At 41.9% G+C, this 25480-nt stretch carries 21 protein-coding genes; 15 read left to right on the top strand and 6 right to left on the bottom strand.

The genetic code is table 11. The features are described from left to right. Positions 1 to 65: 65 nt before the first annotated feature. Complete coding sequence (locus LPTSP_RS09075) at positions 66 to 587, top strand: Pycsar system effector family protein (protein WP_108928490.1); 522 nt, start codon at positions 66 to 68, stop codon at positions 585 to 587. 136 nt (positions 588 to 723) lie between these two features. On the opposite strand, the gene LPTSP_RS09070 is transcribed toward LPTSP_RS09075, so the two are convergent. The 4 genes from LPTSP_RS09070 to LPTSP_RS09055 form a co-directional block, all read right to left on the bottom strand. Next, positions 724 to 1920, bottom strand: a complete 1197-nt coding sequence (locus LPTSP_RS09070) for an acyltransferase family protein (protein ID WP_108929850.1) — start codon at positions 1918 to 1920, stop codon at positions 724 to 726. Positions 1921 to 2062: 142 nt separating this feature from the next. After that, complete coding sequence (locus LPTSP_RS09065) at positions 2063 to 4036, bottom strand: hypothetical protein (protein ID WP_108928489.1); 1974 nt, start codon at positions 4034 to 4036, stop codon at positions 2063 to 2065. 127 nt (positions 4037 to 4163) lie between these two features. Next, on the bottom strand, positions 4164 to 5411 hold the full coding sequence (gene glyA / locus LPTSP_RS09060; RefSeq protein ID WP_108929849.1) for a serine hydroxymethyltransferase: 1248 nt from the start codon (positions 5409 to 5411) through the stop codon (positions 4164 to 4166). A 26-nt stretch (positions 5412 to 5437) separates the two neighbouring features. Further along, entirely contained in the window at positions 5438 to 6271 is an 834-nt protein-coding gene (locus LPTSP_RS09055; protein ID WP_108929848.1) for a lipoate--protein ligase family protein, read from the bottom strand. A 416-nt stretch (positions 6272 to 6687) separates the two neighbouring features. Here LPTSP_RS09055 and LPTSP_RS09050 point away from each other — a divergent pair, with 416 nt between their 5' ends. Further along, positions 6688 to 7254: an SGNH/GDSL hydrolase family protein gene (locus LPTSP_RS09050; protein ID WP_245915531.1), complete on the top strand. Its 567-nt coding sequence runs from the start codon at positions 6688 to 6690 to the stop codon at positions 7252 to 7254. Further along, positions 7251 to 8045: a hypothetical protein gene (locus LPTSP_RS09045; RefSeq protein WP_108928487.1), complete on the top strand. Its 795-nt coding sequence runs from the start codon at positions 7251 to 7253 to the stop codon at positions 8043 to 8045. The genes LPTSP_RS09050 and LPTSP_RS09045 overlap by 4 nt, the downstream gene beginning before the upstream one ends. Before the next feature lie 56 nt (positions 8046 to 8101). Here the strand turns inward: LPTSP_RS09045 and LPTSP_RS09040 are convergent, their stop codons facing one another. Further along, entirely contained in the window at positions 8102 to 8941 is an 840-nt protein-coding gene (locus LPTSP_RS09040) for a rhomboid family intramembrane serine protease (RefSeq protein ID WP_108928486.1), read from the bottom strand. Between the two features lie 97 nt (positions 8942 to 9038). On the opposite strand from LPTSP_RS09040, the gene LPTSP_RS09035 reads away from it, so the two are divergent. The 10 genes from LPTSP_RS09035 (at position 9039) to LPTSP_RS08990 (ending at position 23220) form a co-directional block, all read left to right on the top strand. Continuing rightward, positions 9039 to 9992 carry an MBL fold metallo-hydrolase gene (locus tag LPTSP_RS09035; RefSeq protein ID WP_108928485.1) on the top strand — a complete coding sequence of 318 codons (954 nt, stop codon included), beginning with the start codon at positions 9039 to 9041 and terminating at the stop codon, positions 9990 to 9992. After that, positions 9989 to 12445 carry a penicillin-binding protein 1A gene (locus LPTSP_RS09030; protein WP_108928484.1) on the top strand — a complete coding sequence of 819 codons (2457 nt, stop codon included), beginning with the start codon at positions 9989 to 9991 and terminating at the stop codon, positions 12443 to 12445. The genes LPTSP_RS09035 and LPTSP_RS09030 overlap by 4 nt, the downstream gene beginning before the upstream one ends. 139 nt (positions 12446 to 12584) lie before the next feature. Beyond that, on the top strand, positions 12585 to 13838 hold the full coding sequence (gene odhB, locus LPTSP_RS09025) for a 2-oxoglutarate dehydrogenase complex dihydrolipoyllysine-residue succinyltransferase (RefSeq protein WP_167396453.1): 1254 nt from the start codon (positions 12585 to 12587) through the stop codon (positions 13836 to 13838). A gap of 15 nt (positions 13839 to 13853) precedes the next feature. Next, the gene (gene lpdA / locus LPTSP_RS09020; protein ID WP_108928482.1) at positions 13854 to 15257 is read left to right on the top strand and encodes a dihydrolipoyl dehydrogenase; all 1404 of its coding nucleotides are present in this window, start codon (positions 13854 to 13856) and stop codon (positions 15255 to 15257) included. Between the two features lie 13 nt (positions 15258 to 15270). Then, entirely contained in the window at positions 15271 to 18051 is a 2781-nt protein-coding gene (locus LPTSP_RS09015) for a 2-oxoglutarate dehydrogenase E1 component (RefSeq protein ID WP_108928481.1), read from the top strand. A gap of 18 nt (positions 18052 to 18069) precedes the next feature. After that, on the top strand, positions 18070 to 18462 hold the full coding sequence (locus tag LPTSP_RS09010) for a DUF6941 family protein (RefSeq protein WP_108928480.1): 393 nt from the start codon (positions 18070 to 18072) through the stop codon (positions 18460 to 18462). Positions 18463 to 18623: 161 nt separating this feature from the next. Further along, on the top strand, positions 18624 to 20171 hold the full coding sequence (locus LPTSP_RS09005) for a PAS domain S-box protein (RefSeq protein ID WP_108928479.1): 1548 nt from the start codon (positions 18624 to 18626) through the stop codon (positions 20169 to 20171). Between the two features lie 2 nt (positions 20172 to 20173). After that, positions 20174 to 20551: a response regulator gene (locus tag LPTSP_RS09000; protein ID WP_108928478.1), complete on the top strand. Its 378-nt coding sequence runs from the start codon at positions 20174 to 20176 to the stop codon at positions 20549 to 20551. Between the two features lie 57 nt (positions 20552 to 20608). Then, the gene (locus LPTSP_RS08995) at positions 20609 to 22702 is read left to right on the top strand and encodes an ATP-binding response regulator (RefSeq protein ID WP_108928477.1); all 2094 of its coding nucleotides are present in this window, start codon (positions 20609 to 20611) and stop codon (positions 22700 to 22702) included. A 188-nt stretch (positions 22703 to 22890) separates the two neighbouring features. Further along, positions 22891 to 23220 carry a hypothetical protein gene (locus LPTSP_RS08990; RefSeq protein ID WP_108928476.1) on the top strand — a complete coding sequence of 110 codons (330 nt, stop codon included), beginning with the start codon at positions 22891 to 22893 and terminating at the stop codon, positions 23218 to 23220. Positions 23221 to 23267: 47 nt separating this feature from the next. On the opposite strand, the gene LPTSP_RS08985 is transcribed toward LPTSP_RS08990, so the two are convergent. Next, on the bottom strand, positions 23268 to 23684 hold the full coding sequence (locus LPTSP_RS08985; RefSeq protein WP_108928475.1) for a MarR family winged helix-turn-helix transcriptional regulator: 417 nt from the start codon (positions 23682 to 23684) through the stop codon (positions 23268 to 23270). A 248-nt stretch (positions 23685 to 23932) separates the two neighbouring features. Here LPTSP_RS08985 and LPTSP_RS08980 point away from each other — a divergent pair, with 248 nt between their 5' ends. Together LPTSP_RS08980 and LPTSP_RS08975 are read left to right on the top strand one after the other, a co-directional pair. Continuing rightward, positions 23933 to 24712 (top strand): methyltransferase family protein, encoded by a 780-nt coding sequence (locus LPTSP_RS08980; RefSeq protein ID WP_245915529.1) that lies wholly within the window; start codon positions 23933 to 23935, stop codon positions 24710 to 24712. Next, positions 24709 to 25473: a hypothetical protein gene (locus LPTSP_RS08975; protein WP_108928473.1), complete on the top strand. Its 765-nt coding sequence runs from the start codon at positions 24709 to 24711 to the stop codon at positions 25471 to 25473. Before LPTSP_RS08980 ends, LPTSP_RS08975 begins: the two co-directional genes overlap by 4 nt. Positions 25474 to 25480: the final 7 nt, after the last annotated feature.

Here is a 25480-nt window from a genome sequence, read left to right as displayed (position 1 = left end):
GTTTGGGCTATGGGCTATAACTATTTATGTCTTGTCGAAAATGATTTTACCAAATCCTTGGAGCTATGGAATCAGATCATTTCAAAACGGTTCGCGCACGTTCTGCAGTAGATTACCTTTTTAGGACCGTTCACCAACATCATTCTCAACTCAGCCAAATGGCGGACCAAAAGGCAAATATTTTGATCGCCGCTTCATTTGTAATACTCTCACTCTCCTTGGGCTATGTTCAAAGGCCGGTCTATAGAACAGGATTGCTGACCCTGATGGTATTTATCGTAATCGCAGCAAGCTTAGCTATACTTGCAGTCATGCCTACGTTCAAACAGAAAAAGAACGGTAAAATAAATCCTTTGTTTTTCGGACATTTTGCTCCGTTGAGTGAAAAAGAATTTATGACTAAGATGGAAGAGATCGCTTCGGAAGATTCTTCTTTGTATGAGGCATTGACTAGAGATCTATATAATTTGGGAAAATCCCTCTACTTTACAAAATATAGATATTTGAGATGGAGTTATCGTTGTCTTTTAGTGGGAGTTACTTCTTCCATGATCTTAATATTCCTGGAAATTAAAGGAATTATCTAATATTATATTTCCATGAAAGAACCTAAAATCTCTCTTCGAGTCGCGACATGGAGATTTAAAAACTTTAGCAGAATGGGAGACTGCAAGGTTTATCTTTTGACCAGAGAAGATTGGGAACAATTCAAAAGATAGATGTTTAGTTCGGGACCATTGTTTCGTTTTTCTTTTTTTTCATTCTTTTGACTAGGTAATCTCTCAGTGCCAAGAAAGGTCTTTCGGTTATGTAGAAAATAGGGATGCAGAGTATAAACACAAACAGTGTTGAATAAACACCTATACATAGAAAGGCCAAAATTCCGATTTTTCCATTTAAAAATATTTTAGAAAGAATGTAAATGGACAATGAAAGTAAAGTTCCATGCCATAAATACATTGTATAACTCACCCTGGCAACGGGCCGAAATATGGAAAGGCTTAAGAGTTTGTTCCAGAAACTACCTTCAATTAGAGATAAGATGAAGAGAAGACTATAGGCAATCTGAAAAGATGTAAAAATAAAAACTAGATTTCCTGTGCTTCGTTTTATAAGAAAGGAAATGCTCAGGGAAATCAAAAATCCGATTGAGAGAATTAAGTTTGTTCTTTGATTTTCATTTTTAAAGTAAGAGGGTCGCCATCTTACTAATTCGGCTATAAGCATTCCGATCACAATCGCATCAAATCTTGTTTCAGTATGGGTATCTATCCAGAATCTATTTATTCCTACAAAATAATAAGTCGTTCTTAAAAGCAAAGGTAAGAAAAATAGAATTAAAACTAAGACCCTTCTTGTATTATCTTTAACTTTAAAAAGTAGAAGAAGGCATAAGCTTGGGACTATTAGGTAGAATTGCTCTTCTATGGAAAGAGACCAGCCAAAATAAAAGAGTCTGTCATGAAAATAATTTGAAATGTATAAGATGTCTGCCCAGGAATTAGTTAAAGAATTTCCCAATGTTTCGTGGGCGGTAATTTGTGTAAGAGTCGGATTTGGTAGTTTTTCATATAATTTGTATATACTTTTTGATTGGAGAAAATTAATTAACAGGCAAATATAATATGCTGGCATGATTCTTAGTGTTCTCTTTAGATAAAATGTCTTTAAGTCTATATTGGAGGTCTTAAAATTTTCATCTAATAGGCCACCGTAGATTAAAAAACCGCTTAACATAAAGAACAGGTCTACCCCTGTTCTGAAATTCTGAGCGATAGTGTTTATGATATCATTATCCGTTTTTAAAATGCTACTAGCACCGGTACCCATATGGAATAAGATCACTAAAAAAATGGATAAGGCTCTTAAGCCGTTTAATGCGGGTAATTCGGATTCATTTTTGGAGAATAAATATTTCAATTTGGATCTCTTACGTTTTATTTCTGGAATCGAACCATAGGGCGACGTATAATATAGAAATAAAAAGACCATAGCTTGAAAACATATTTTTGTTTTCTGATTTGAACTATTTGCTCAGTTTAAGTAGGACACAGGTTAGAATTCACAGCTTGATCTGGATCGGAACAAAACGATTCAGGATTTCCCTAACTGCCCGATTGAGTCTGGGCTTTCCTTCCGCTTCCATGAGGATCCAGTAAGCATAGTCTATGCTAAACATATCCTTGATATTCTTTCCGACCTTTATCCATTGTTGCTCTATTCTTTTCTTGGCTTCCACAGTTAGGTTCGGATTTTTTTGGAAATTTTCCAAATAGGAATAATATTCCGAGGTAAGAGAAGCAGGGATGGGGTCCTTCCATTTTCTGCCTCTTAAAGTTCTTTCCGTTTCCCATCGGAATTCACCCAGGGTTTTGGTGACTACTAACGTAGCATTCTCCGTCATGACTACCGGAAATAATAACCTGCTATAATCCTGGTTACCTACACTTGTTTCTTGCCAGAGAACTCCTCTGTTTCCGCTATAAGGAAGAAGGATGCAGTCCGCAAAAAATTCTTTTCTATACTGTTCGGTATGGCTTGGATCCGTATTAGAAATTGCAGTTATTTCCCTTTGGAAGATGCCTGTATCTATTTGTCCAACTCTTTCCGCATTGGATAGAATCTTGTCCGGAAGAGTAAGATTTGCTTCTGTAGCTCCGTAAAATTGATCTTCGGATAGGATCGGATAGGCAAAATTCGGATTCAAGGAGACTCCTAAAAGTCCCATATAAAGTATGTTTTCCAATTCCCAGTCAAGAATATGCAAAAGATATTCTTTATTCGTTATATTCTTTGCTTCCGGTTCTTGGTTCCAGCGCAGATTCGATTTTTGGATCTGATCGTAGGTTTGTCCCAAATGGTTTTGGGAAGGATTCTTTTTACCCGCAAGTATCAAATTTAACCAATCAGGGAGTAGGTGTACTGAAAGTTTTACTTCTCGGTAATGACGATCTGTGACTGAGGATTTTAATGTAGCGATAGAGAGCTCTAGATCCTGTAGTCTTTTTGCGGAGACTAAACCTTCATCCAAAAAGAAGAAGTGTATAAATAGAAGTACAGGTTTCGGAATATTTGCAGCCTGAGAGCGGAATTTTATATAACAAACTTTGTACAATCGTATTAATATTTTATAATCTTCTTGTTTGTGCCTTCTGCGTATCAAGCCTGGATGTTCTTTGTATGCGTTTACTAACCGACTGATCTCTTCGCAGGTGCTTGGATGCAGGCCTGAATATTCTAATATTTGGCCCAGGCTATTTATGTATTCGTCCGGTATAGCACCCGGATGAGCCGGTCCAGCGGGACTTGTTTTAGGAGTTTCGATCCATTCTTCCGTTTTTTTCTCGTCTAGTTCTGGAGCCGTTTTGATCTGTAGAGTAAGATTTGTTCCTTCTTGGGAGATCAATATCGCTTCTGATTTGAGCCATTGTTTGTTCTCGTCCGGAACTAAGATCTGCATTCTTTCGTATCTCGTGAGAGAGAACGTTGCTCCTACTTTTTTGGTATAGATCCTGGCTCTTATCGCTCTGTTTAAGGAATTTTCGTCCAGGTCTTGAATACCTAATAAGGCAGGAAACCTTTCCTCAGAATCAGTTTCTAAGATAGCTGTAATAAAGTTTTTGGCAGTGGCTTTATGATCTTCTATCAAATGGTCCAAAGCATGCACGATCAAAATATCCTTCCATGCTGGAAGGTTACTTTGTTCCGCCAGGAACTGTAAAAACTCCGGAAGGAAATATTTTCGATACCAGGAGGGATCTTCGGCCAATCGTTTCAGATCGGCGTTATCAACTTGGTCCAAGAATGTGTGAAAAAGATTCGTGTCCTTAGAATTAAAATGGTGGAGCTGTAGTTTGGATACGATCTTTGCTCTGTGTTCTAATGCGAGACGGTTTTGTCTGCGTAGATAACGTTGCAATAGATAGATTACAGTGAATAGGAGGACTAAAAAGATCGCTCCGCTGATAACGGGAGTCCATGAGAACTCTGGCCAAATCAGGATAGGGCTACCGGGGTCCTGACCTAATATGAACATGCAAAGATATTAAATGGAATTATAAAGTAGTCAAGATGTTTCCTGAGTTTGGAAGAGGGGAAGAGAGAAGAATTCGAGGAAGGATGAATGACTTCTCCGGAAATTTTTCCCGGAGAAGTCGTAAATTTTAATCCAATCGGAAATTGGTCATTGGGAATTGTTGGGTGATTTCTTTCACTCCAGCCTTGACTTTTTCCTTGGTCTTTTCGTCGTCCGGATTGTCCAAGAAATCACAGATCAGATTTCCTACTTTTTCAATATCGGAGGGCTTCAATCCTCTAGTGGTAAGCGCAGGAGTTCCTAAGCGGATTCCGGATGCGACTGCAGGAGGATTTTTATCGAATGGGATCGCGTTTTTATTCACTGTGACCCCGACCTCGTCCAGACCGTCCGCCGCTTTTGCACCGGTCAGTCCTTTTACGGATACATCCAGTAGGACCAGGTGGTTGTCTGTTCCACCGCTCACTACTCTGAATCCTCTTTTTACAAAAACTTCTGCCAAAGTTTTTGCATTGGCGAGTACCGTTTCAATATACTTTTTATAATCAGGAGTTAAAGCTTCTCCGAATGCGACCGCTTTTGCAGCGATCACGTGCATTAAAGGTCCACCTTGGATCCCAGGGAATACTCTGGAGTTTAATACTTTCTCATTTTCTAATTTAGAAAGAATTAATCCGCCTCTAGGTCCTCTGAGGGTCTTGTGAGTGGTAGTGGTAACATAATCAAAACTATCGATCGGAGAAGGATGGTAACCTGTAGCGACCAACCCGGAGATATGCGCGATATCCGCCATAAGTTTTGCGCCTACGGATTTTGCGATCTCTGCGAATTTGTCGAAATCGATCGTTCTGGAATATGCAGAAGCACCTGCAACGATCAATTTAGGTTTATGTTCTTTTGCAAGGGAAGCAAGAGCATCATAATCAATTGTTTCCGTTTTAGGATCCACACCGTACGGGATCGGTTTATAATATTTTCCGCTGATATTTACTGGAGAACCATGGGTCAAATGTCCTCCATGAGCCAGGTTCATTCCTAAAAAAGAATCTCCAGGTTCCAAGGTAGCCAAGAAAACTGCCATGTTTGCCTGTGCGCCGGAGTGAGGCTGAACGTTTGCGTATTCTGCCTTGAAGATCTTTTTGGCTCTTTCGATCGCCAGAGATTCCACTATATCAGCGTTTACACATCCATTATAATATCTTTTTCCCGGATATCCTTCCGCGTATTTATTGGTAAGCGTAGAAGTATATGCTTCCAAAACGGGTCTGGACACGAAGTTTTCGGAAGCGATCATTTCCAGGTTTTGTTCCTGTCTCTGGTCTTCCGCTTGTAAGGCTTTGAAAATTTCGGGGTCTTGTTGGGGAAGGTATTTCATTTTTTCCTCTGTGGTGCCTGTGAGAATCATTCTCCCAGAATATAGCCTAGATCTGAATATTTTTCCTGGAACAGCCGATCTGCCACTTTGCGAACGTTTCGAAAGAAGGAAGGATCCGCCTCGGTACCTAGGATTTCAACCCCCAGATAATCCGCAAATAAAAGGGAAAGGTCTTGTTTGAATTTTCCCGGCGAAAAAGAGGCAGGTAAGGAGGTAACAAATTCCTCATGAGCTCGGCCTTTTCTGTATTCCGGTTCTTCCGGAGGATGGGGTAGGAGGTCCGACACCAATGGAATAAGCTTTGGATCCAAGATCAGGGTCCCATGTTGCACGATGCAGTTCTTCTTTCTGAACTGAGCGTTACCCGAAATCTTTTTCCATACATCCGGAGAAAGTTCCAAGGCCAGGTCCGACTTGCCCTTACATTTTGTTTTGAGTCCTTGTTTGTTCAAAGCGGAAGATATCAGACCTAAGAATATATTATAAGAGTTAGAGACAGGATACAGTTCCGGTTTTGTCTCTAAGGAAACAAAAAGACTGAAGTTCAGATTCCATCCCGGCTCATGAACTACTGTCCCTCCGCCGCTTGCTCTTCTGGCCAAATAGACCGGATCATCTGGAGAAGGTTTTTTAGGAGCTTGTCTTTTTTGGAATTTTGCTAGGAAGCTTTCTATATTTTCTTTTCCTGCGCTTAGTTCCGGTTTTTCGGAGAGACCCATTATAATGGACCTCGGTCCTTCCCAAAACCGAACCCCTCCGGAATATCCTCCGGATACTAGTTGGACTGCGAGAGCTTCTTCCAAAGCTAGATTATAATAAGGTGTCCTGATGGATTTTTGGTCTAGTATAAAAGTCCGCACTTCGAGACCAGAGTCTATGGGACTATAGTTTTCGTCCATGGGTTTACTACGGACTGTAGTCTTCTTTTTTATATTCGAGAGCCGGTTCTAATGTTCATCCCATCTTCTTCCTCAAGGAATATCTCTAACTCTTTATTTTTATCAAAAATGAACTTCGTTCTAATGTATATTATAAATTAATAATATTAAAGTGAACTTTAAGTTTAGTTGAACTTCGGTCACCACGAAGCGATTTTTAGGAAAATTGGAACATTATTCTTCCTTCTCTTGTCTTAATTTGTAGAGCATTATGAAAAATGAATATGATTTGCTATTTAAAAAAGATGGAGTTTCTTCTGTCGCCTTCGGAGACCAAGGTCGTTTTTGATCGGTTTTCAGTTGTTGTCTTGGCGTCTGCTCTTTTTTTAGGAGCATGCGTGCAGGATAGGGAGCTCCAATCTAAAGAATCTAAATTGTACAAACCTAGCTTCGCTCTTTTCGGAGATAGTATCTCTGCCTTTTGGCCTGTGGAAGAACAGTTTCCTGAATTCGAGACCTATAAGAAAGCGTTTCCGGGTAGAAGGACCTACGAGATCCAAGAGGCAGCCAAAAACGAGACAGGACGATATAGATCCTGTATGTTGAACGGCGGTGTTAACGACTTTCTGAATAATTTCGAACCAACTTGGGAAGAGGTCGACGCCACAGTAGAAAGGCAACTCAAGACCTTGGAAATTCTGAACGACCATTGCGACTATATTATCGTTCTGAATGTATGGACAGTGCAACTTCCTTGGCCGGTGAAAGCAGCCTCTATGATCAATTTGGAAATGAAGGAGAAGGTGACCTTCTTACCGCGGATCGATCCGGAAGATCTGATCCATGGCGAGATGTTATTGGACGGAGGTCACCTTACTGAGGAAGGATATGGAATTCTTTCCCAGAGAGTGAGAGAATACTTAAGAGCCACCTTACCTGAGTTCTGGTTGGAGTTCTTAATATGAGGTATAGGTTCTTATTCCTTTTGGTTTTCCTAAGTCCTTTTACGGATATTTTAAGTTCGGATAAAACTGTGATCCCATATCCGGTCTGGGGGCAATCCATAGGAGTATATAATATTTTTGTAATTAGTGCGGAGGCACAGGAATATAGGAATTCTAAGGATTATGATCGGAACCGTAAAGTTTCTTTGGATGGAGAACTGAAATTAGGAGATCATTTTTCTCTTTCTGCAGGTTACGGATATGTGGACCAATATGCTACACAGACAACACCTTGGAGCGGTTGGGATAGATGGAAAGCAGGTCTAAAAACATTTTTCACTTTCGGGATATTTTCGATAGGAGGAGGTGTGAATGTTTACGGACCTTCTGTATCCGAACCTTGGATCGGACAAAGAAATCCTGATCTACTTTTGGTCCGGCCTCATTTAGGATTTGTATTAGATTTCGGTAAAGTGAAGTTCCAAGCATTCGGTCTGTACGAAAGAGAAACTGACTCCAAATTCAGGGATCCTGTCCAAGATAGATACTATCGTTATATGGAGGCGGGGGCCACACTTTCTTATGAAACGAATTCGAACTGGGTCCTTCTTCTGGAAACTACCTATCGTATGTCGGTGGAAGATACGATCCCGGCTCCTCGTTCAGATTCATTTAATCTTCACCCGGGAGTTCAGTATAAGATAGGAGATGGAGGAAGAGTTTTCTTTAGCGGCTTATATGGAATGAGAAAAGATAATACCTACGACCAGGGTTTTAAACTGGGTTATCAACAAATGTTTTCCTTCGAGTGATCTCCGCGATTGAGCATAGATCCTAACTAGAGCATCGCGAGCTGGCGCGGCCAAAATTAATCCTTTGCCTCATAATATTTGGTCGATGCTTCCTTCAGGAATTTTTTCTCTTTTTTGTTCAAGGAGCCCATTCCTTCTTTGGAGATTTTTTCCAAGAGACGGTCTACTTCTTCCTTTGCTTCTTCTCTGGTTTTCATCTCTTCTTGCCAGCGAACCATTTTTCTTTTTTGTCTCCATCTGGAGAAAGAAAAGCTAGGAAGTTTTATCCCGAACCTATATTTTATTTTAGTATAATATAGGAAATAGAGCCCGCCTGCAGCAAAGCCGCCGATTCCGTTTGCGATTGGAGTTCCTGCCTGTAATCCTAAAAGTACCAAAACTAGTAAGATCAAAACCGCCAGATACTTGGCTTTGATAGGAAAGATCCCCCAAAACAAAAGTTCTCTATTCGGCCAGATCAATGCGTAAGCTGTGATTAGCCCGTATAGAACTGCGGAAATCCCGAGTACTGTGCCTTGGGGAAATCCTGCTAAATAAGCGAGTATCGTGGAGACCCCACCCCCGAAGATACAGAACATAAAATAACGTAAAAAATTCCTGGTTCCCCAATGAGACTCTAATGCAGAGCCGAACATCCAGAAAGCGAACATCTCGAATAGGAATCCAATTAATATATTAGGAGAGTGGAAGAAGCTATATGTTAGAAGCTGCCAGCCGAAAAACTTTCCCAGGACCAGATCTGGACTCAGACCGAAAATTCCCAGTATGCCCAATAGGATCCCGGGAGAGGTCAGGCTCAGAATAAACTCTATCCCGAAGATCGCTATATTTAAGATCAAAATTTTACGAACGAGTGGAGAGGTTGAGACACCGAATCCGCTAGAGAAAGACGCCATTGACTCCCTAGTTTTCTTTTTTCCTTTCGAACGACAACCTAAATCCGGATTTTGTTTCCTTTGACAGTTTGGGCGAAATATAGTAAATGTTCCTAAGATGGAAATCTTCTTGTACGGAGTCCGGGGATCTATTCCTTCCCCCTTATCAAACGAGGAATACAGGGAGAAAGTAATTTCCATATTGAGACTGGCCGCCAAGTCGGAGGGAAAAGCTTTTTCTTCTCCCGACGAATGGTTCGACGCCTTGCCTGAACCTCTGAATTATGTGGTCGGTGGAAATACCACCTGCGTTCGGATCCTAGGTTCTTCCGGGGTGGAATTGGTTGTGGATTTAGGAACCGGCGCCAGAGTCCTGGGAGAAGATCTAGTCCGAGGAACATTCGGGCAAGGAAAGGGAGAAGCTTCCGTATTTTTCACGCATACCCACTGGGACCATATCCATGGGATCCCGTTTTTCAAACCTCTGTACATCCCCGGAAATAAATTTACTTTTTATTCTCCTTTAGAGGATCTTCCGGAAAGATTAAAATACCAGCAAGAGCCTAGATTTTTCCCTATCCATTTTGATCATTTCGGTTCTGAAAGAAATTTCCATAGGCTCCAAAAGGGAGAAATCCTGGAAATCGGCGGTGTTAAAATAGAATGGCTTTCTCTCAAACATCCTGGAGGCTCCATCGCCTATAAATTCACCGAAAACGGAAAAAGTTTCATTTTTGCGACAGACGCAGAATACAATGGTGAGGATTTCCCCCTGATCCAGGAACAAAAACCTTTCTTTAAAGGGGCGGAGCTTCTGGTTTTGGACGCTCAGTACACCCTGGATGAATCCTTCCAAAAATTCGATTGGGGACATACTTCTTATACTATGGCGGTCAATTGTGCTTCTTCTTGGGAGGTCAAAAAACTGGCTTTGACTCACCATGAACCCGCCTATTCTGACGAAATTTTAGCCATCATCTTGGATGACGCCAGAACCCATGCTGAAAATCTTGGAGCTAAGGACCTATCCATAGTCTTGGCTAGGGAAGGAATGAAATTCGAACTCGTATGAATCTATTTAGCGAAGGAATTCACAGAGCTACAAAAACACTTTTGGTCTTAGCCTTACTGGGCGGTCTGTTTTTCGGATACATTATCGCGGAAGTGGACGAAGGGGGAGAGCTTGCGATCTTAGCTTCTTACCAACCTACCACTCCCACTCGTTTATACGACATCAACGGTGTGGTGTATGCTGAGTTGTATCGTCATAAGCAGCAGCTTCTAAAATACCAAGACATTCCTCCTCATGTGGTCCAAGCCTTCCTTTCCGTAGAGGATAATAACTTTTTCAATCACTTCGGGATAGATTTCTCCGCAATCCTTCGCGCGGCGGCAGTCAATGTGATCTCCGGTAGGATCAAACAGGGTGGATCCACTCTTACTCAGCAGCTTGCTAAAACCGTTTTGAATAATAGGAAAAAATCTTTTATTCGTAAATTCGTAGAGGCGCTGTTTACTCTTCAGATCGAACAGGAATATTCCAAAGAAGAGATATTAGAAATTTATTTTAACTTAATATACTTAGGCCATGGAACTACCGGACTTGCTTCTGCGGCGGATGTATATTTTCACAAGGACGTATCTGATTTGGATGTAGCAGAAGCAGCACTTCTTGCAAGACTTCCTAAAGCTCCTGTGGACTATTCTCCTTATAAAAACCCTGCTGCTTCTAAAAGAGCACACCTAGAAGTCTTAAAACTTATGGCTTCCCAAGGATTTGTTCCGGAAGATAAGGTGCAGACTATCCACGATGAGTTCTGGGAAAAATACTGGCCGATCGTAATCACCCAGTCTCCTTCTCAATCCACCTGGGGAACCAAACTGAACAGGGCCCCACATTTTACTGAATTCGTCAGACAAAGATTATTAAAAGAATTGGGAGAAGATCGGATCTACAGCGGGGGTTTAAAAATTTATACCACCCTGGACATCCGCAAACAGGAGATCGCTCAGGACGAACTTCGTAAGGCTCTTAAAAAACACGACGATCTGGTTTCAGGTGTTACCGTGAATTATGCGGGCGGCGCGGACAGAGGCCTGGTAGGACTTTATAATTTTATCGGATCCTTATTTCCTGTAGCTCCTCCTTTTGTGAGTCGCTTGGATGATAAGGCAAATTTCAGAGTGGCTTTGGAAAAAGAACTCATCGATACAGCGGATGTGCTCAGCTTGCTTCTTCCTGCGGATAATGAGTCCGCTGCTTTTACTGAATTCCAAAAAAGAACTGCAGTATTCGGTAAGAACCTTCACGTAGAAGGTGCTGCTATTACGATAGATCATACCAACGGTTATATAGAAACAATGGTAGGAGGATATGAATTCACTCCTAAAAACCAATTCAATCGCGCGGTCCAGGCCAGAAGACAGACTGGCTCTTCTTTCAAACCTTTTGTGTATGGCGCTGCGATCTCGGAACGTATTGTAGGTTCCGGAACTGGGATCATGGACGCACCTTTGACAACTTTGACGGAAGAAGGAGAAGGTTGGTCTCCACAGGACTTCGATGGAGACTTCCAAGGGATGGTTCCTCTTTCCAGAGCGCTTTCCATGTCCTTAAATATCGTTTCCGTGCAGGTGTTCCTACGCACTGGAGCGGATGCAGTAATAGATTTTGCTTCTCGCTTAACAAAAGCTGATAAGAGCAGATTTATGCCAAGTCCTGCTCTTGCCTTGGGGATTGCGGAACTTTCTCCTTACGAAATGGCGGTGGGATATTCTATCATCGCAAACAAGGGAAGAAATGTGATCCCACTTTCCGTTCGATATGTGATCGATCAGTCAGGAAATGTAATTTATAACGAAGAGCTAAAAGTCCGAGAAGAATTGGACAAAGAAGCGGAAGACGGCTCTATTCAGATCATCAGCGAAGGCACAGCTTATATTCTTCGCAAAATGTTAACCATGGTTGCTATGGGAGGAACTGCAGCGAACGGACTCCATTCTCCTGACCAAGGAAATTATAAAGGGATCGCTGCCGGAAAAACCGGATCTACTTCTTCTTTTACAAATGCTTGGTACTGCGGATTCGATCCTAAGCTCACTACCGTAATTTGGCTTGGATTCGATAAGAGTTCTATCTCACTCGGAAGAGGTCAGGCTGCGGGAGTTCTTGCAGTTCCAATCTGGGGAAAAATGTACCGTCGTTTCTATAACGGTGAAAATTATCCGACTTTCGAGAATGAGCACGGTCTGGATCCACAACCGGAAGAAGTACAAGGTGGAGGAACCTGCGCGTATAATGGATTGTCTCCTAAGCCTGGAGTATGTCCTGTTACCCAGAACTTGACCTTAAAGCCGATTACTGTAGCAGGTGTGACAAAATCTGTCCAAGCGAACCGCCAATGCGACGGAGACCGGGACCATCATAAGTCAATAGATTTCAGAGAATTCCTCCAATTGGAATACCAGATCAGCGACGAAGAGATCGGAAAAACGGAACGTAAGTTTAAACCGCAAGCGGACTAAAAATTAAGTGTGATTTCGGGAAAATTCATCCAAAACACCGATTTGACAAGAACGACTTTACAGAATTTTTCCGCTTTCCGAAAGTGAAATGGAGGCGGTCCCGGAATGGGACGTATACACCGACCTCCGTAGGATCAAGATGTCGATAGAGATCAAGGTTCCCGAAATGGGTGAATCCATTACGGAAGCAACAATAGCAAACTGGGTAAAAAAAGAAGGCGAACGAGTAGAACAGGACGAGGTCCTGGTGGAATTGGAAACCGACAAGGTGACCATGGAGGTACCGGCCCCCTCGGCGGGTGTTCTCCAAAAAATTAACAAGAAACCGGGGGAGACGGTCAAGATCAAAGAAGTGATCGGAATCATTGACCCTTCTGCCTCCGCAAAAAGCACTCCTACTTCCAGCACTCCTTCCTCAACGAATACAGCACCAACTAACACGACCAGCGCAACGCAGAACGATACACTTCCCCCTGCTGTTCGCAAACTGATAGATGATAACGGATTAAATCCTGCTTCTATTTCTGGTTCCGGTAAGAACGGACAGATCACTAAAGAAGACGTGTTAAATGCAATTGCAAATAAACAGTCAGCACAACCCGCTGCTGCGGTTTCCGCGGCGCCTGTTGCAGCAAAATCTGCTCCTTCTCCTGAAATTCCTAAAGCGGTTCCGGCTGCTTCTCGTAGTAATCTTCCGAGAGAAAACGTTGTTCCTATGACTAAACTTCGCCAGACGATCGCAAATCGTTTGGTTGCAGCTCAGCATAACGCAGCTCTACTGACTACTTTTAACGAAGTGGATATGAGTGCGGTCATGGACCTTCGTGCTAAATACAAGGACAAGTTCAAAGACGCACATAATATCAATTTAGGATTTATGAGCTTCTTTACCAAGGCAGTGATCGGAGCTTTAAAATTTGTTCCTGCAATCAACGCAGAAATTCGCGGTACTGATTTGGTTTATAAAAACTACTTCGATATCGGTGTGGCTGTTGGAGGTCCAAAAGGTCTGGTAGTTCCGATTGTTCGTGACGCGGATCTCTTAAGTTTTGCTCAGGTTGAATCCGAAATTGCTCGCCTCGCTAATAAGGTGAAGGATGGGAAAATAGATCTTTCCGATATGGAAGGTGGTACATTCACCATTTCCAACGGGGGAATTTACGGTTCCATGATGTCTACTCCTATATTAAACCCACCTCAAAGTGGAATTTTAGGACTTCATAATATTGTAAAACGTGCTGTGGTAGTGAACGATCAGATCGTGATCCGACCTATGATGTATGTTGCCCTTTCTTATGATCATAGGGTTGTAGATGGAAAAGAAGCGGTTACTTTCCTAGTGAAGGTAAAAGAAGCGATCGAAGATCCGACCCGCCTTCTTTTAGAAGTTTAAGGAAGTCTAATAAGTATGGCGGAACAATACGACGTATTAGTGATCGGATCGGGACCCGGAGGTTATGTGGGCGCGATCCGAGCGGCTCAACTCGGGTTCAAAACCGGGATTATCGAAAAAAGAAAAACCTTGGGAGGAACCTGCTTGAACGTTGGTTGTATTCCTTCCAAAGCGCTTTTGGATTCTTCTGAAGAATATCATAAGGTTTTACATAAGACAGATGTCCATGGGATTGGAGTGGGAAAAGTCACTCTGGATCTAAACAAACTCATGGAGCGCAAGAACACCATCGTCAAAGAAGTCACAGATGGCGTGGACTACTTGATGAAAAAGAACAAGATCACTCGTTATGAGGGTTTTGGTAAATTGCTCGGCGGTGGTCAGGTAGAAGTCGCCTTAGCTGACGGCAAAAAAGAAGTTTTAAGTGCAAAACATATCGTTTTAGCGACGGGTTCTGTTCCAATAGATATTCCTGGTCTTCCTGTGGACGGAAAGACGATCATCACTTCCGACCATGCAATTGATCTAAGATCGGTACCTAAAAAACTGGTAGTGATTGGTGCGGGTGTGATCGGCTTGGAGCTCGGTTCCGTTTGGGGAAGACTCGGGGCAGAAGTCACAGTGGTGGAACTCCTGCCAGGACTTCTACCTACTGTAGACCGTTCTTTCGGCAGCTTATTGCAAAGAAGTTTAGAGTCCCAAGGTTTTAATTTCTTATTCGAACATAAAGTATTAGGAGCGACTGCTTCCAAATCAGGTGCTAAAGTAAAGATTGCCGCGCCTGACGGAAAAGAATCCGAACTGGATGCGGACGTTGTGCTTGTAGCAGTCGGCCGTAAACCGTTTATCGATGGGATCGGATTAGAAGCAGCTGGGGTCCAATTAACGGAAAGAAAAAGGATCAAGGTAGATTCTCATTTCCAAACCAGTGCGGCCGGCATCTACGCGATTGGAGACGTGATCGACGGACCTATGCTTGCTCATAAAGCGGAAGAAGAAGGTGTTGCACTTGCGGAATTACTCGCAGGTCAATCCGGACACGTTAATTACGCTGCGGTTCCAAGCATTATCTATACCTGGCCGGAAATGGCTTGGGTCGGAAAAGGCGAAGAAGAACTCAAAAGCGCGGGTGTAGAATACAAAGTAGGCAAGTCATTATTCAAGCCGAATGCAAGAGCTAAGGCTATGAACGAAGCGGAAGGCCAAGTCAAAATTTTAGCAGATAAAAAAACGGATAAGGTATTGGGAGCGTTTGTGTTCGGGCCTAGAGCTTCGGATATGATCGCTGAGCTTGCGGTTGCGGTAGAGTTCGGTGCTTCTGCGGAAGATATAGCTCGTTCTTTCCACGCGCATCCTACATTGTCCGAAGTCGTAAAAGAGGCCGCCATGGCCGTAGACAAGTGGGCAATTCACGCTTAGGGGAGATCCGATCATGAAAATCGAACAATTGATGGCATTATACGGAGAGAATGGGGCATTACTCGAAGAACTTTACGAAAAGTTTAAGAAGGATCCGAACTCTTTGGACAAGGAATGGTCTCTATTCTTTCAAGAAGTAGAGACTAACGGAGTATATCCTCAAAACGGATCCAACGGGAACGGAAATGGCAACGGCAAATCTGCAGTTGCTACTTCTTTCACGGATGCTCAGGCAGGATCCATCAGAGAGATGGGGATCATCAACCTGTTGAACGCGTATCGTAGACAGGGGCACTTAGCTGCTAACGTAGATCCTCTGGGGATTTCTCAACCGAATCGTAAGTTCATCGAATCCAAATTAGGAAATTTAACTCCTGCGGACTTAGATACGGTAGTCGACACACAGAATCCTTCTCTGGGTCGTGCTAAACTGAAAGATGTTGTGGCTTGGTTCGAAAAAGCATACTGCAGCACAGTAGGTTACGAGCAATATTATCTGGTAAATGACGAAGAAAGAGAGTGGCTCCAACATCAGATCGAGTCTGCGGAATATCATGCGCCTCTTCCTAAAAGTATACGTCTGAGATTGTTCGAAAAATTATTCCAAGCGGATCATTTGGAAACATTCTTAGCTAAGAAATACGTAGGTAAAAAACGTTTCTCCTTAGAAGGGGGAGAAAGTATGATCCCTATGCTGGACACCATCGTAGAGGAAGCCGGACGTTTCAAAATGGACGGACTCGTGATCGGTATGGCGCATAGAGGACGTTTGAACGTGCTCGTAAACGTGATCGAAAAACCTGCTTCTTTAGTATTCGCTGAATTCGAAGAGAAGGCAGACAAAAGCGCCGGAAGTTATGCGGACGTTAAGTATCACTTAGGATATTCTAATAGCAAAATGACTTCGAGTGGAAAAGAAGTAAAACTTTCCCTCGCATTCAACCCTAGCCACTTGGAAGCGGTGAACCCGGTTGTTACAGGTTCCGTTCGAGCTCGCCAAGAACAATATGGAGATGCAGATCGTTCTAAATTTATGCCGATCACTATTCATGGAGATGCGGCGTTCGCAGGACAGGGAGTGGTGGCAGAAACCATCAACCTCATGAACCTAGACGGTTATACCACCGGCGGAACTTTCCATATAGTGATCAATAACCAGATCGGATTTACCACTTTGCCGAATGAATCCAGATCCACGTTATACGCAACTGACCTTGCTAAAGGTTACCAGATCCCAATCGTTCACGTAAACGGCGACGATCCGGAAGCAGTATACCGAGTGACTAAACTCGGAATGGAATACCGCCAGAAATTCAAAAAAGACTTTATTATAGATCTGATCTGTTACCGCAGATTGGGCCATAATGAAACGGATGAGCCTGCATTCACTCAACCTAAGATGTATTCCATCATCAAGAACCATCTTCCTACAGCTCAATTATATGAGAAAAAGTTGATAAACGACGGAGATATCTCCGCGGAAGAATTGGACTTCATCAAAAACGGTTCCGCTCAAGGTTTGGAAGATTCTTTTCAAAGAGCAAAAGAGCAAGATATCAAGATGAAAGTGGATACAATGCAGGGAGTTTGGGCGAAATATTCCAAAGAACCTCTGGATAGCGGCACTGCTACTTCTCTTCTTGCTGAACAAATTGATCGTATCGTAAAAGCGATCACTACCGTTCCTGATGGTTTTACTCCGAATCCTAAACTAGTAAAACTTCTCCAAAGCCGTAAAGAAATGGCAGAAGGAAAAGTTTCTTTGGATTACGGAATGGCGGAAGCGCTCTCTTTTGGTTCGATATTGGAAAACGGATTTAGAGTTCGTCTTTCCGGCCAGGACAGCCAGCGTGGAACATTCTCTCATAGACATGCGGTTCTTGTTGATATCAACTCAGGAGCAAAATACGTAGGTCTAAATCATATCTCGGAAAAACAAGCGAAGGCAGAAGTAGTGAACTCTTCCTTGTCTGAGTTTTCCGTTTTAGGTTTCGAATACGGTTATTCTCTTTCTGACCCGAGCGCACTCGTACTTTGGGAAGCTCAGTTCGGCGATTTCGCAAACAATACTCAGGTAATCTTTGACCAATTCCTTTCCAGTTCGGAAGTGAAATGGCAGAGGATGTCCGGTCTTGTGGTCCTTCTTCCTCACGGATATGAAGGACAAGGACCAGAACATAGTTCCGGTAGGATAGAAAGATTCCTGCAACTATGTGCGGACAATAATATGCAAGTGGCAAACTGTACGAATGCTGCTCAGTATTTCCATTTGCTACGTAGGCAGATATTGCGTAATTTCCGTAAACCTCTGATCATTTTCACTCCTAAGTCTTTGTTACGTTTCCCTGGAGCGCTTTCTCCGATAGACGACCTGTTAAAAGGAGCGTTTAGGGAAGTTCTTCCGGACAAGACCGAGATCAAGGCTGATAAGGTGGAGAAGGTAATCTTCAGCTTCGGAAAAGTATATTATGATCTTCTAAAATATAGAGAAGAGAATAAGGTGCAAAACACCGCTCTTATCCGAGTGGAACAGGTATATCCTTTCCCTGCAAAAGAGATCCAGGAGGAAGTCCTTAAAACTTACAAAAACGCTAAAACTTTTGTTTGGTGCCAAGAAGAGCCTAAAAACCAAGGAGCTTGGACTTTTGTAAGAGATAGATTCGAGGATCTTCTTCCTAACGGAACAAAACTCAAATACGCCGGAAGAAAAGAATCCGCAAGCCCTGCTGCAGGGCATATGAAAGTCCACACTCAAGAGCAGGAGCAACTGGTTTCAGACGCTTATTCGGTCTGATCTTAGGTGTCGAATAACGTGGGGGAGCCTGTCCTATTAGCATTAGTGTTTGCGGATCGGGTCATCTCGGAAGACAACGGGAAAAAAGGGATCATAGGAACTTTTACTAAGTTCTATTCCGGACAATTCCCTGTTGTCTTTCCTCCCTGGGGAATCTATGTATGTGTCACAAATCTTTCCTCGGGAGACCATGAATTTTCTTTAGAATTAGAACACGCCGATACAGGTGAAAAAGTGATAGGTGTCGGAGGAAATATTCGAGTCAATAACGGATCTGAACCCGTAGAAATCGGGATCCCAATACCTCACGCAGTTTTTCCCAAAGAAGGACGATATATCCTACTTTTTAAGGTAGGTACCGAGATCGTAGGAAGCCGACCTCTCTGGGTAGATAAATTAAATCCGGCCTGATCCGATCTTTTAGAACATCCTAAACCTTTTGCGAATTCCTTCGTTTTCTTGTACGAGCGGATAATAATTTTTTTCCAATATTAATCTTTTGAAATGCGCTTGCCTTGGGAATTTTTTCCAAGTATCCTACCCGTCTCTAATATACGAATTTATTATATAATATGACGACTCCCGCGGAAAAAGAAATCACATTAGAAAAGGCCTTAAAGGATGCAAAGCTGATCGAATCCAAATTTAAAGGTCTTCTGGAATCTTTGCCTGATTCTATCGTAATGGTAAACGAATCCGGAAGTATCGTGTTTGTGAACGAGCAGGCGCTTAGAATGTTCGATTACAAAAGAGAGGAACTTTTGGGACAGCCAATAGAGATCCTTCTTCCAGATAGATTCAGAAAAAACCATATTTCTCATCGTGATCATTATTTTACTCAACCAAGAACCAGATCCATGGGAGTGGGCTCGGAACTTTTCGGTAGGAAGTCAAACGGAACCGAATTCCCGGTAGAGATCAGCTTAAGTCCCTATCATACGGAAGAAGCAACATTGGTATTGAGTGCCATCCGTGACATTCGAGAAAGGATCAAGGCAGAAGCAAAGTTCAGAGGGTTGTTAGAATCCGCGCCTGACGCAGTCGTGATCGTGAATCGGGAAGGAGATATAGTACTGATCAATTCCCAAGCAGAAAAATTATTCGGATACCCCAGAGAAGAATTATTACACAGACCCGTAGAAGTTTTAGTCCCTGAAAGATTTAGGGCGAATCATCCGAAAAACAGGATAGGCTTTTTTAAGGATCCAAAAGTCAGAGGGATGGGAAGCGGACTCGAACTATATGGACTTAAAAAAAACGGATTGGAATTCCCTGTGGAGATCAGCTTAAGTCCTTTGGAAACGGAAGAAGGTATGTTGGTTTCTAGCTCTATCCGCGACATCACGGAAAGAAAGCAACAAGAAGAATTCAGAAGAGCCGCATTAGAAGAACAGAATGAAAGAATGAAGGAAACCGCTAGATTAAAAAGTGAATTCTTGGCAAACATGTCCCATGAGTTAAGGACTCCATTGAATGGCATCATAGGTTTTTCGGAATTACTCTCTGATGAAAGACCGGGATCTTTGAACGAAAAACAAAAAGAATATTTAACGGATATCTTAAATAGTGCGAACCATCTCTTAAAATTGATTAATGACGTACTTGATCTGGCCAAGGTAGAATCTGGAAAGATGGAATTATTTTTAGAAACATTCTCCTTAGCCGCAGCGATCAAAGAGGTTTCTTCCATCATTCGTCCATTATTGAGAAAGAAAAAGATCAATTTTTCGATCAAAGTAGAGGACTCCATTGACTTGGTGACCTTGGATCCTCAAAAAATAAAACAGATCTTATACAATCTTTTATCCAATGCAGTAAAATTTAGTAATGAAAGCGGAAATATCAGAGTGAATATGGAGGCGGGAGATAAGGATACCATCAGAATGAGATTCGAAGACGAAGGGATCGGTATAGGAGAAAATGATCTAACCAGGATTTTTGAGGAATTCCAACAAATTGACAGCGGGGCCAATCGGCAATTCCAAGGAACGGGGTTAGGGCTTGCCTTGACCAAAAGGATCGTGGAATTGATGAACGGAACAATTACCGTAGAAAGTGAGTTGGGAAAAGGATCCGTTTTTACTATAATACTTCCTAGAAAGGTCTCCAATGGTAAATAAATATGCCTCCTAAGGTTTTGGTAGTGGATGATAATATCGTAAATCTCAAATTGATTTGCGAATTATTGGAGTTGGATCAGTATGAAGTTTTAAAAGCAGGAAACGCAGAAGAGGCGCTACAGATCATTGAGAATTTTCCTTTGGATCTGATCTTAATGGATATAGAATTGCCTGGTGTGGACGGACTTACGCTTACTCGACAGTTAAAAGAAAGAGAGAATACGAAAAGTATACCGATCATAGCAGTTACCGCTTTTGCTATGAAAGGAGACGCTCAAAAAGCTTATGGAGCAGGTTGCGACGGTTATATTACAAAACCAATCGATACCAGGAAATTTACGAAACAAATTAGTGGTTTTATCAAGGGAATAGGCCCATGATCCAAGGGATTTTTTTCGTCTCTTAACGATACACGGTCTTTTTCGGACATATATTATATGCACATTCTAGTCGTAGACGACAGTTATCAAAATCGGAAATTAATTTCTGCTCAGTTGGAGAACGACTCTAGAAAAATTTACACTGCTTCGAATGGACTAGAAGCTTTGGAGATCTTGGAAAATGCGAAAGTGGATCTGATCATTTCCGATATCTTAATGCCTCAAATGGACGGATACCAATTCTGTTCTCAAGTAAGACAGAGCGAAAAGTTCAAAGACATTCCGATTATCATATATACTGCTACTTATACTTCCGAATCAGATGAAAAACTTTCTTTTGATCTGGGGGCGGACGCATTCTTAAAAAAGCCTGCCGGTCTGAAATTATTAGAAGAAACAGTAACCAGACTAGTGGAGACTCCTAGATCGGATCGTAATGTTAAAAGATTGGTAATGGACTCTGCACCTCTTCGACAATACAATCACAGATTAGTAGAGAAATTAGAGGAAAAAAATTTCGAACTCAGAAAGAGAAGTGAAGAGTTAGGTTACGAAATAGAGGAAAGAAGAAGGGCCGAAAGGCTGAACCGCGAGGGTGAAGAATTATTCAAGGAACTAACGGACGCTATCCACGAGGTGTTTTGGATGACCAGTCTTTCCAAAAATGAGATGGTATATATCAGCCAAGGATACGAACAGATTTGGGGAAGATCCAGGGAAAGTTTGTTTGAAAATCCGATCTCTTGGTTGGAATCAATCCATCCAGACGATAGAGACAGGGTATTTAATAATGCAAAGTCCCGACAAGTTACTGGAGAATATAGAGAAGAATACAGGATCGTTCGTCCGGACGGAGAGATCAGATGGATAAGAGACAAGGCGTTTCCTGTTAAGAACGAAAAGGGAGAAACCATTCGAGTCGCAGGGGTCGCAGAAGATATCACTGAGAATAAATTAAAAGAAGCCCAACTAAAGGAAGTAGAGAAAAAAAGGGCTGAACTAGAAGAACAGCTCATTCAGGCGCAAAAACTGGAGAGTTTAGGCACCTTGGCAAGCGGGATCGCTCACGATTTTAATAATATACTCTCTATTATTATGGGTCATACCTCGGTGATAGAGATTAGTAGGAACAATCCTGAAAAATTTTCCCAACATATCTCCGCATTACATTTGGCTACTCAAAGAGGAGCTTCCCTTGTCAGACAACTTCTGACATTCGCCAGAAAAACAGAATTCAATCTAGAACCTACACAAATAAATGATATCATATTAGAAATCAGTAAATTGATTTCCCAGACATTCCCTAAAAATATTAGGCTTTTTACAGACTTTCAGGAAAACCTTCCGTTGCTGCAAGTGGACGCCAATCAAATCCATCAGGTTTTGCTGAATTTGTGTGTGAATGCAAGGGACGCTATGCAAGACGGCGGCGTCCTGAACATGGAAACATTCTTAACGAATGCGGAAAATTTAAAGATAGGATACTCTAAGAGCCTTGCTGAAAAATATGTAATACTTCGGATCTCCGATTCAGGAAGTGGAATGAGCGAAAAAACAAAACAAAGGATTTTTGAACCATTCTTCACAACTAAAGATGTAGGTAAGGGAACTGGACTTGGGCTTGCGTTGGCTTATAGTGTGATCGAAAATCACAAAGGTTGGATGGAAGTTGAATCAGAATTAGGAAAAGGAACTACATTCTTAGTATACCTGCCTGTTCCAAAAGAAAGATCGGAAATGAATATAAAGCCTGTTTATTCAGAATCGGAGTCTTTAGGAGGTCAGGAAAGTATACTTGTCATCGAAGACGAAGAGCTTCTCCGAGATATGTTGGCAGATCTTTTAAGATCCAAAGGATACAAAGTATATTTGGCTGCAGATGGAGAAGACGGTGTGGAACAATTTCTTTTGAGACATTCTCAAATCCAATTGGTGCTGACCGATCTAGGACTGCCAAAGTTTGGAGGAGGAGAAGTCATCAAGAGGATCAGAGCCATTCATAGTTCCGTAAAAATTCTTTTAGCGAGCGGATTTATGGAGCCGGAGTTGAAACTTTCCTTAAAAGATTTCGGAGTAAGTTATTTTATTCAAAAACCGTATTTAGGTACCGAGATCCTTTCCTGTATTCGGTCTGCCTTGGACCAAACATAGCATTTCACTTAATTTTAGCTTATATTAGAAATGAAATATTGATCTATGTAGCAAACGCTTCGGTGTAGGTTTTACGGGGTATTACTCGCTCATCTGATCGTTTACTTGATCGTGGAAAATAGACCTAATCTGAGATAGATCCTGACGATTCTAGATTTTTAGAAATTGTAGGAAGAGCAAAAGGCGACTTGGATCTCACTTACGAATTGATCCAAAAAGAAGGAGAAATTACAGACGATCTTTCTCTGCTACGAATTGAGGCACCTAAGAAAAGTTTAGCATCTACTGAAATTTTGCTCAAAGATACAAATCCTGAAAAAAAGAATAGGATCCAAAAGACGGTTTCCGTTCAAGAATGTAGAAGGCTGGCTTTGGAATATTCTTCCGGCAAAAAATATACTAAGGCGGGAGAGCTTGGCCTAAAGTATGTGCAAAGAAGACCTACGGACACCAAATTTCTAATAGAAAAAACAGGACAGATATCTGAGTCGGACGAGGACAGACGGATTCTGAGATGAGGCTCATTGGAAGCCCGTCGGAATCATATGGATACTGAGGGTTTTGTTTACTTTTTTAGTTGGGCCAATAGTGAAATCAGATGTTTTCGATCAATAGTTGACATACCTTTGTACAAACGAGCATTCATTTTTCTGCCTGCGCGGATAATTTTCAAACGTGCGTTTTTGCCAGACATCGTTAATCGCACCAGAGACTCTCTTGCGTCCTGAGAAGAACGTTCTTGGATTGCGAGATCTAAATCGACCAGTTTTTGCACTAATGGAGTGATGGTAGACTGGTCTCTAAGGATTTGTTTTGCTATCTCTTTCATAGATTGGGGACGTTCCCCTTTAAGGGCACAAAGAACTGCGCCCATCGCAGGAGTTATGTGAGTCATTCCGAAACGAGAATAATCTTTTTTCAGTTCATCCAGGATTTGGTCTCGTAATACTGTAATTAGGACTAATAGTCTATCTTGTTTCATTCTATTCCTATTCTCCTTTTAACATATCTCAAATCCAAAATTATTTTTACGAGAAACAAATTGCTAAAGAGCAAAAGTTTCAGTTTTTATTCAGAGATGGTTTAGTGAAAAATACTTGGAATGCCAAGCAATAATCGCATCAGCAAATGAATTTCTATAATTTATTATTTACAGTGGAGATTTCCAGTTTCTTAGCTTAGTTGAGAATTTTTAAAAAGCTTTGAATACCAAGCATTTTTGGAGGGAATTTGTCTATATCTAATACATTTGCGAGAGTTACTTATTTAATATTCGCGCTGATTTCTTACATGGTCTATCTTTTCGCTATGGTGATTTTTGTTTTCCGCCTAATTGATTTCACTCAATTTATTGAGCCCATCTCATTTGAATTTCGAATTGGGTTGATTGGGTCGATTGGTTTAGACATTGCATTAATTGCATTGTTCGGCATTCCCCATAGCGTCATGGCAAGAGCAGGTTTTAAAGAGTATTGTCGCAAAATAATACCTTTGCCGATCGAGAGGAGTGTCTATGTTTTCATTGCCAGCGTAACTTTGATTGTCCTCTCATGTCTTTGGCAGTCGATCCAATTCGAAATATGGAATATTAAAAGTATTTACGGAATGTATGCAGTCTATTCTATTTTTTTAATAGGACTTATTGTGGCGGTCGTTTCCACTTTTTTGATCGATCACTTCCAACTTTTCGGATTAAAACAACCCTGGAATTTTCTTTTAAAAACCGAATCAAACAATTCTGAGTTCGCTACACCTTCACTTTATAAGTTGGTGCGTCATCCGATGATGTTCGGAATGATCTTGGTCTTATGGAGCACTCCGACGATGGATCTAGATCATTTCATTCTTTCTGCAGGTATGTCGCTTTATATTATCATTGGAACATTGTTTGAAGAAAGAGATTTGGTCCAAACTTTCGGCGATAAGTATCTGCAATATAAACGTGAGGTTCCTATGTTTTGGCCTTTTTTCTCGCTGAAACAAAAGATTAAATCGGAGAAGAAAGTATGAAAATTGATAATATGATATTGCCGAAAAGATTCTGCGGCCCGCCAAAAACAGGCAATGGCGGTTTTACTGCCGGTATTTTGGTGGAAGCGGTAGAAAGTGACGCTGCCGAAATACGTCTTCTGAATCCGACTCCTGTCGAGACATCGATTCTTATGGAATCCGAAAAAGGACAAAGAGGAACAATTTACGACAGCTCAAAGAAAATCCTAGCAACTCTGAAATCGATAGCGGACGAGGAATTTTCAGAATATAAATTGCCCGTCGTTCCTGATTTGGAAGAAGCAAAGAAGATCTCCGCCTCTTATCCGGGATTTACGACTCATCCGTTTCCCACATGTTTTGTGTGTGGTCCAAAACGAGAAGTAAACGACGGAATGAGAATATTTGTCGGCCCGGCTCCGCAGCAAAACGGATTTGAAAACCTTATGGTGGGACATTGGCTTCCTGACGAAACACTTTCATCCCAAAATGGTTTTGTCAGAGATGCGGTGATCTGGGGAGCTTTGGATTGTCCTGGAGGATTCTCAGCTGTTTTAGATGAGCCTCAATTAATTGTGTTAAGCAAAATACGCGGCAAGATCATAGAGCGTCCTAAGATCGGAGAAAACTATACTGTAGTGAGCTGGCGGTTGCAAAAGATGTCAAGAGCGTTCAAGGTCATGACGGGTATTTTTAAATCCGATTCGAAACGATTATTTGCAATTGCCGAAGCGCTTTGGTTGGCTCCTCGGCATTGGGATAGCACTAATCAACAGTGGTAGTCGCAGT

Source organism: Leptospira johnsonii (assembly GCF_003112675.1).
Taxonomy (GTDB): Bacteria; Spirochaetota; Leptospiria; order Leptospirales; family Leptospiraceae; genus Leptospira_B; species Leptospira_B johnsonii.
This window is presented reverse-complemented; position numbering and strand designations above follow the sequence as displayed.

Bases quoted from the DNA above. Each gene is read 5' to 3' on its own strand.
- LPTSP_RS09005 (WP_108928479.1), top strand. From the start codon at position 18,624: ATGACGACTCCCGCGGAAAAAGAAATCACATTAGAAAAGGCCTTAAAG.
- LPTSP_RS09040 (WP_108928486.1), bottom strand. From the start codon at position 8,941: ATGGCGTCTTTCTCTAGCGGATTCGGTGTCTCAACCTCTCCACTCGTT.
- LPTSP_RS09030 (WP_108928484.1), top strand. From the start codon at position 9,989: ATGAATCTATTTAGCGAAGGAATTCACAGAGCTACAAAAACACTTTTG.
- odhB (WP_167396453.1), top strand. From the start codon at position 12,585: ATGTCGATAGAGATCAAGGTTCCCGAAATGGGTGAATCCATTACGGAA.
- LPTSP_RS08975 (WP_108928473.1), top strand. From the start codon at position 24,709: ATGAAAATTGATAATATGATATTGCCGAAAAGATTCTGCGGCCCGCCA.
- lpdA (WP_108928482.1), top strand. From the start codon at position 13,854: ATGGCGGAACAATACGACGTATTAGTGATCGGATCGGGACCCGGAGGT.
- glyA (WP_108929849.1), bottom strand. From the start codon at position 5,411: ATGAAATACCTTCCCCAACAAGACCCCGAAATTTTCAAAGCCTTACAA.
- LPTSP_RS09015 (WP_108928481.1), top strand. From the start codon at position 15,271: ATGAAAATCGAACAATTGATGGCATTATACGGAGAGAATGGGGCATTA.
- LPTSP_RS09075 (WP_108928490.1), top strand. From the start codon at position 66: ATGGAATCAGATCATTTCAAAACGGTTCGCGCACGTTCTGCAGTAGAT.
- LPTSP_RS09000 (WP_108928478.1), top strand. From the start codon at position 20,174: ATGCCTCCTAAGGTTTTGGTAGTGGATGATAATATCGTAAATCTCAAA.
- LPTSP_RS09035 (WP_108928485.1), top strand. From the start codon at position 9,039: ATGGAAATCTTCTTGTACGGAGTCCGGGGATCTATTCCTTCCCCCTTA.
- LPTSP_RS08985 (WP_108928475.1), bottom strand. From the start codon at position 23,684: ATGAAACAAGATAGACTATTAGTCCTAATTACAGTATTACGAGACCAA.
- LPTSP_RS09065 (WP_108928489.1), bottom strand. From the start codon at position 4,036: ATGTTCATATTAGGTCAGGACCCCGGTAGCCCTATCCTGATTTGGCCA.
- LPTSP_RS09045 (WP_108928487.1), top strand. From the start codon at position 7,251: ATGAGGTATAGGTTCTTATTCCTTTTGGTTTTCCTAAGTCCTTTTACG.
- LPTSP_RS08995 (WP_108928477.1), top strand. From the start codon at position 20,609: ATGCACATTCTAGTCGTAGACGACAGTTATCAAAATCGGAAATTAATT.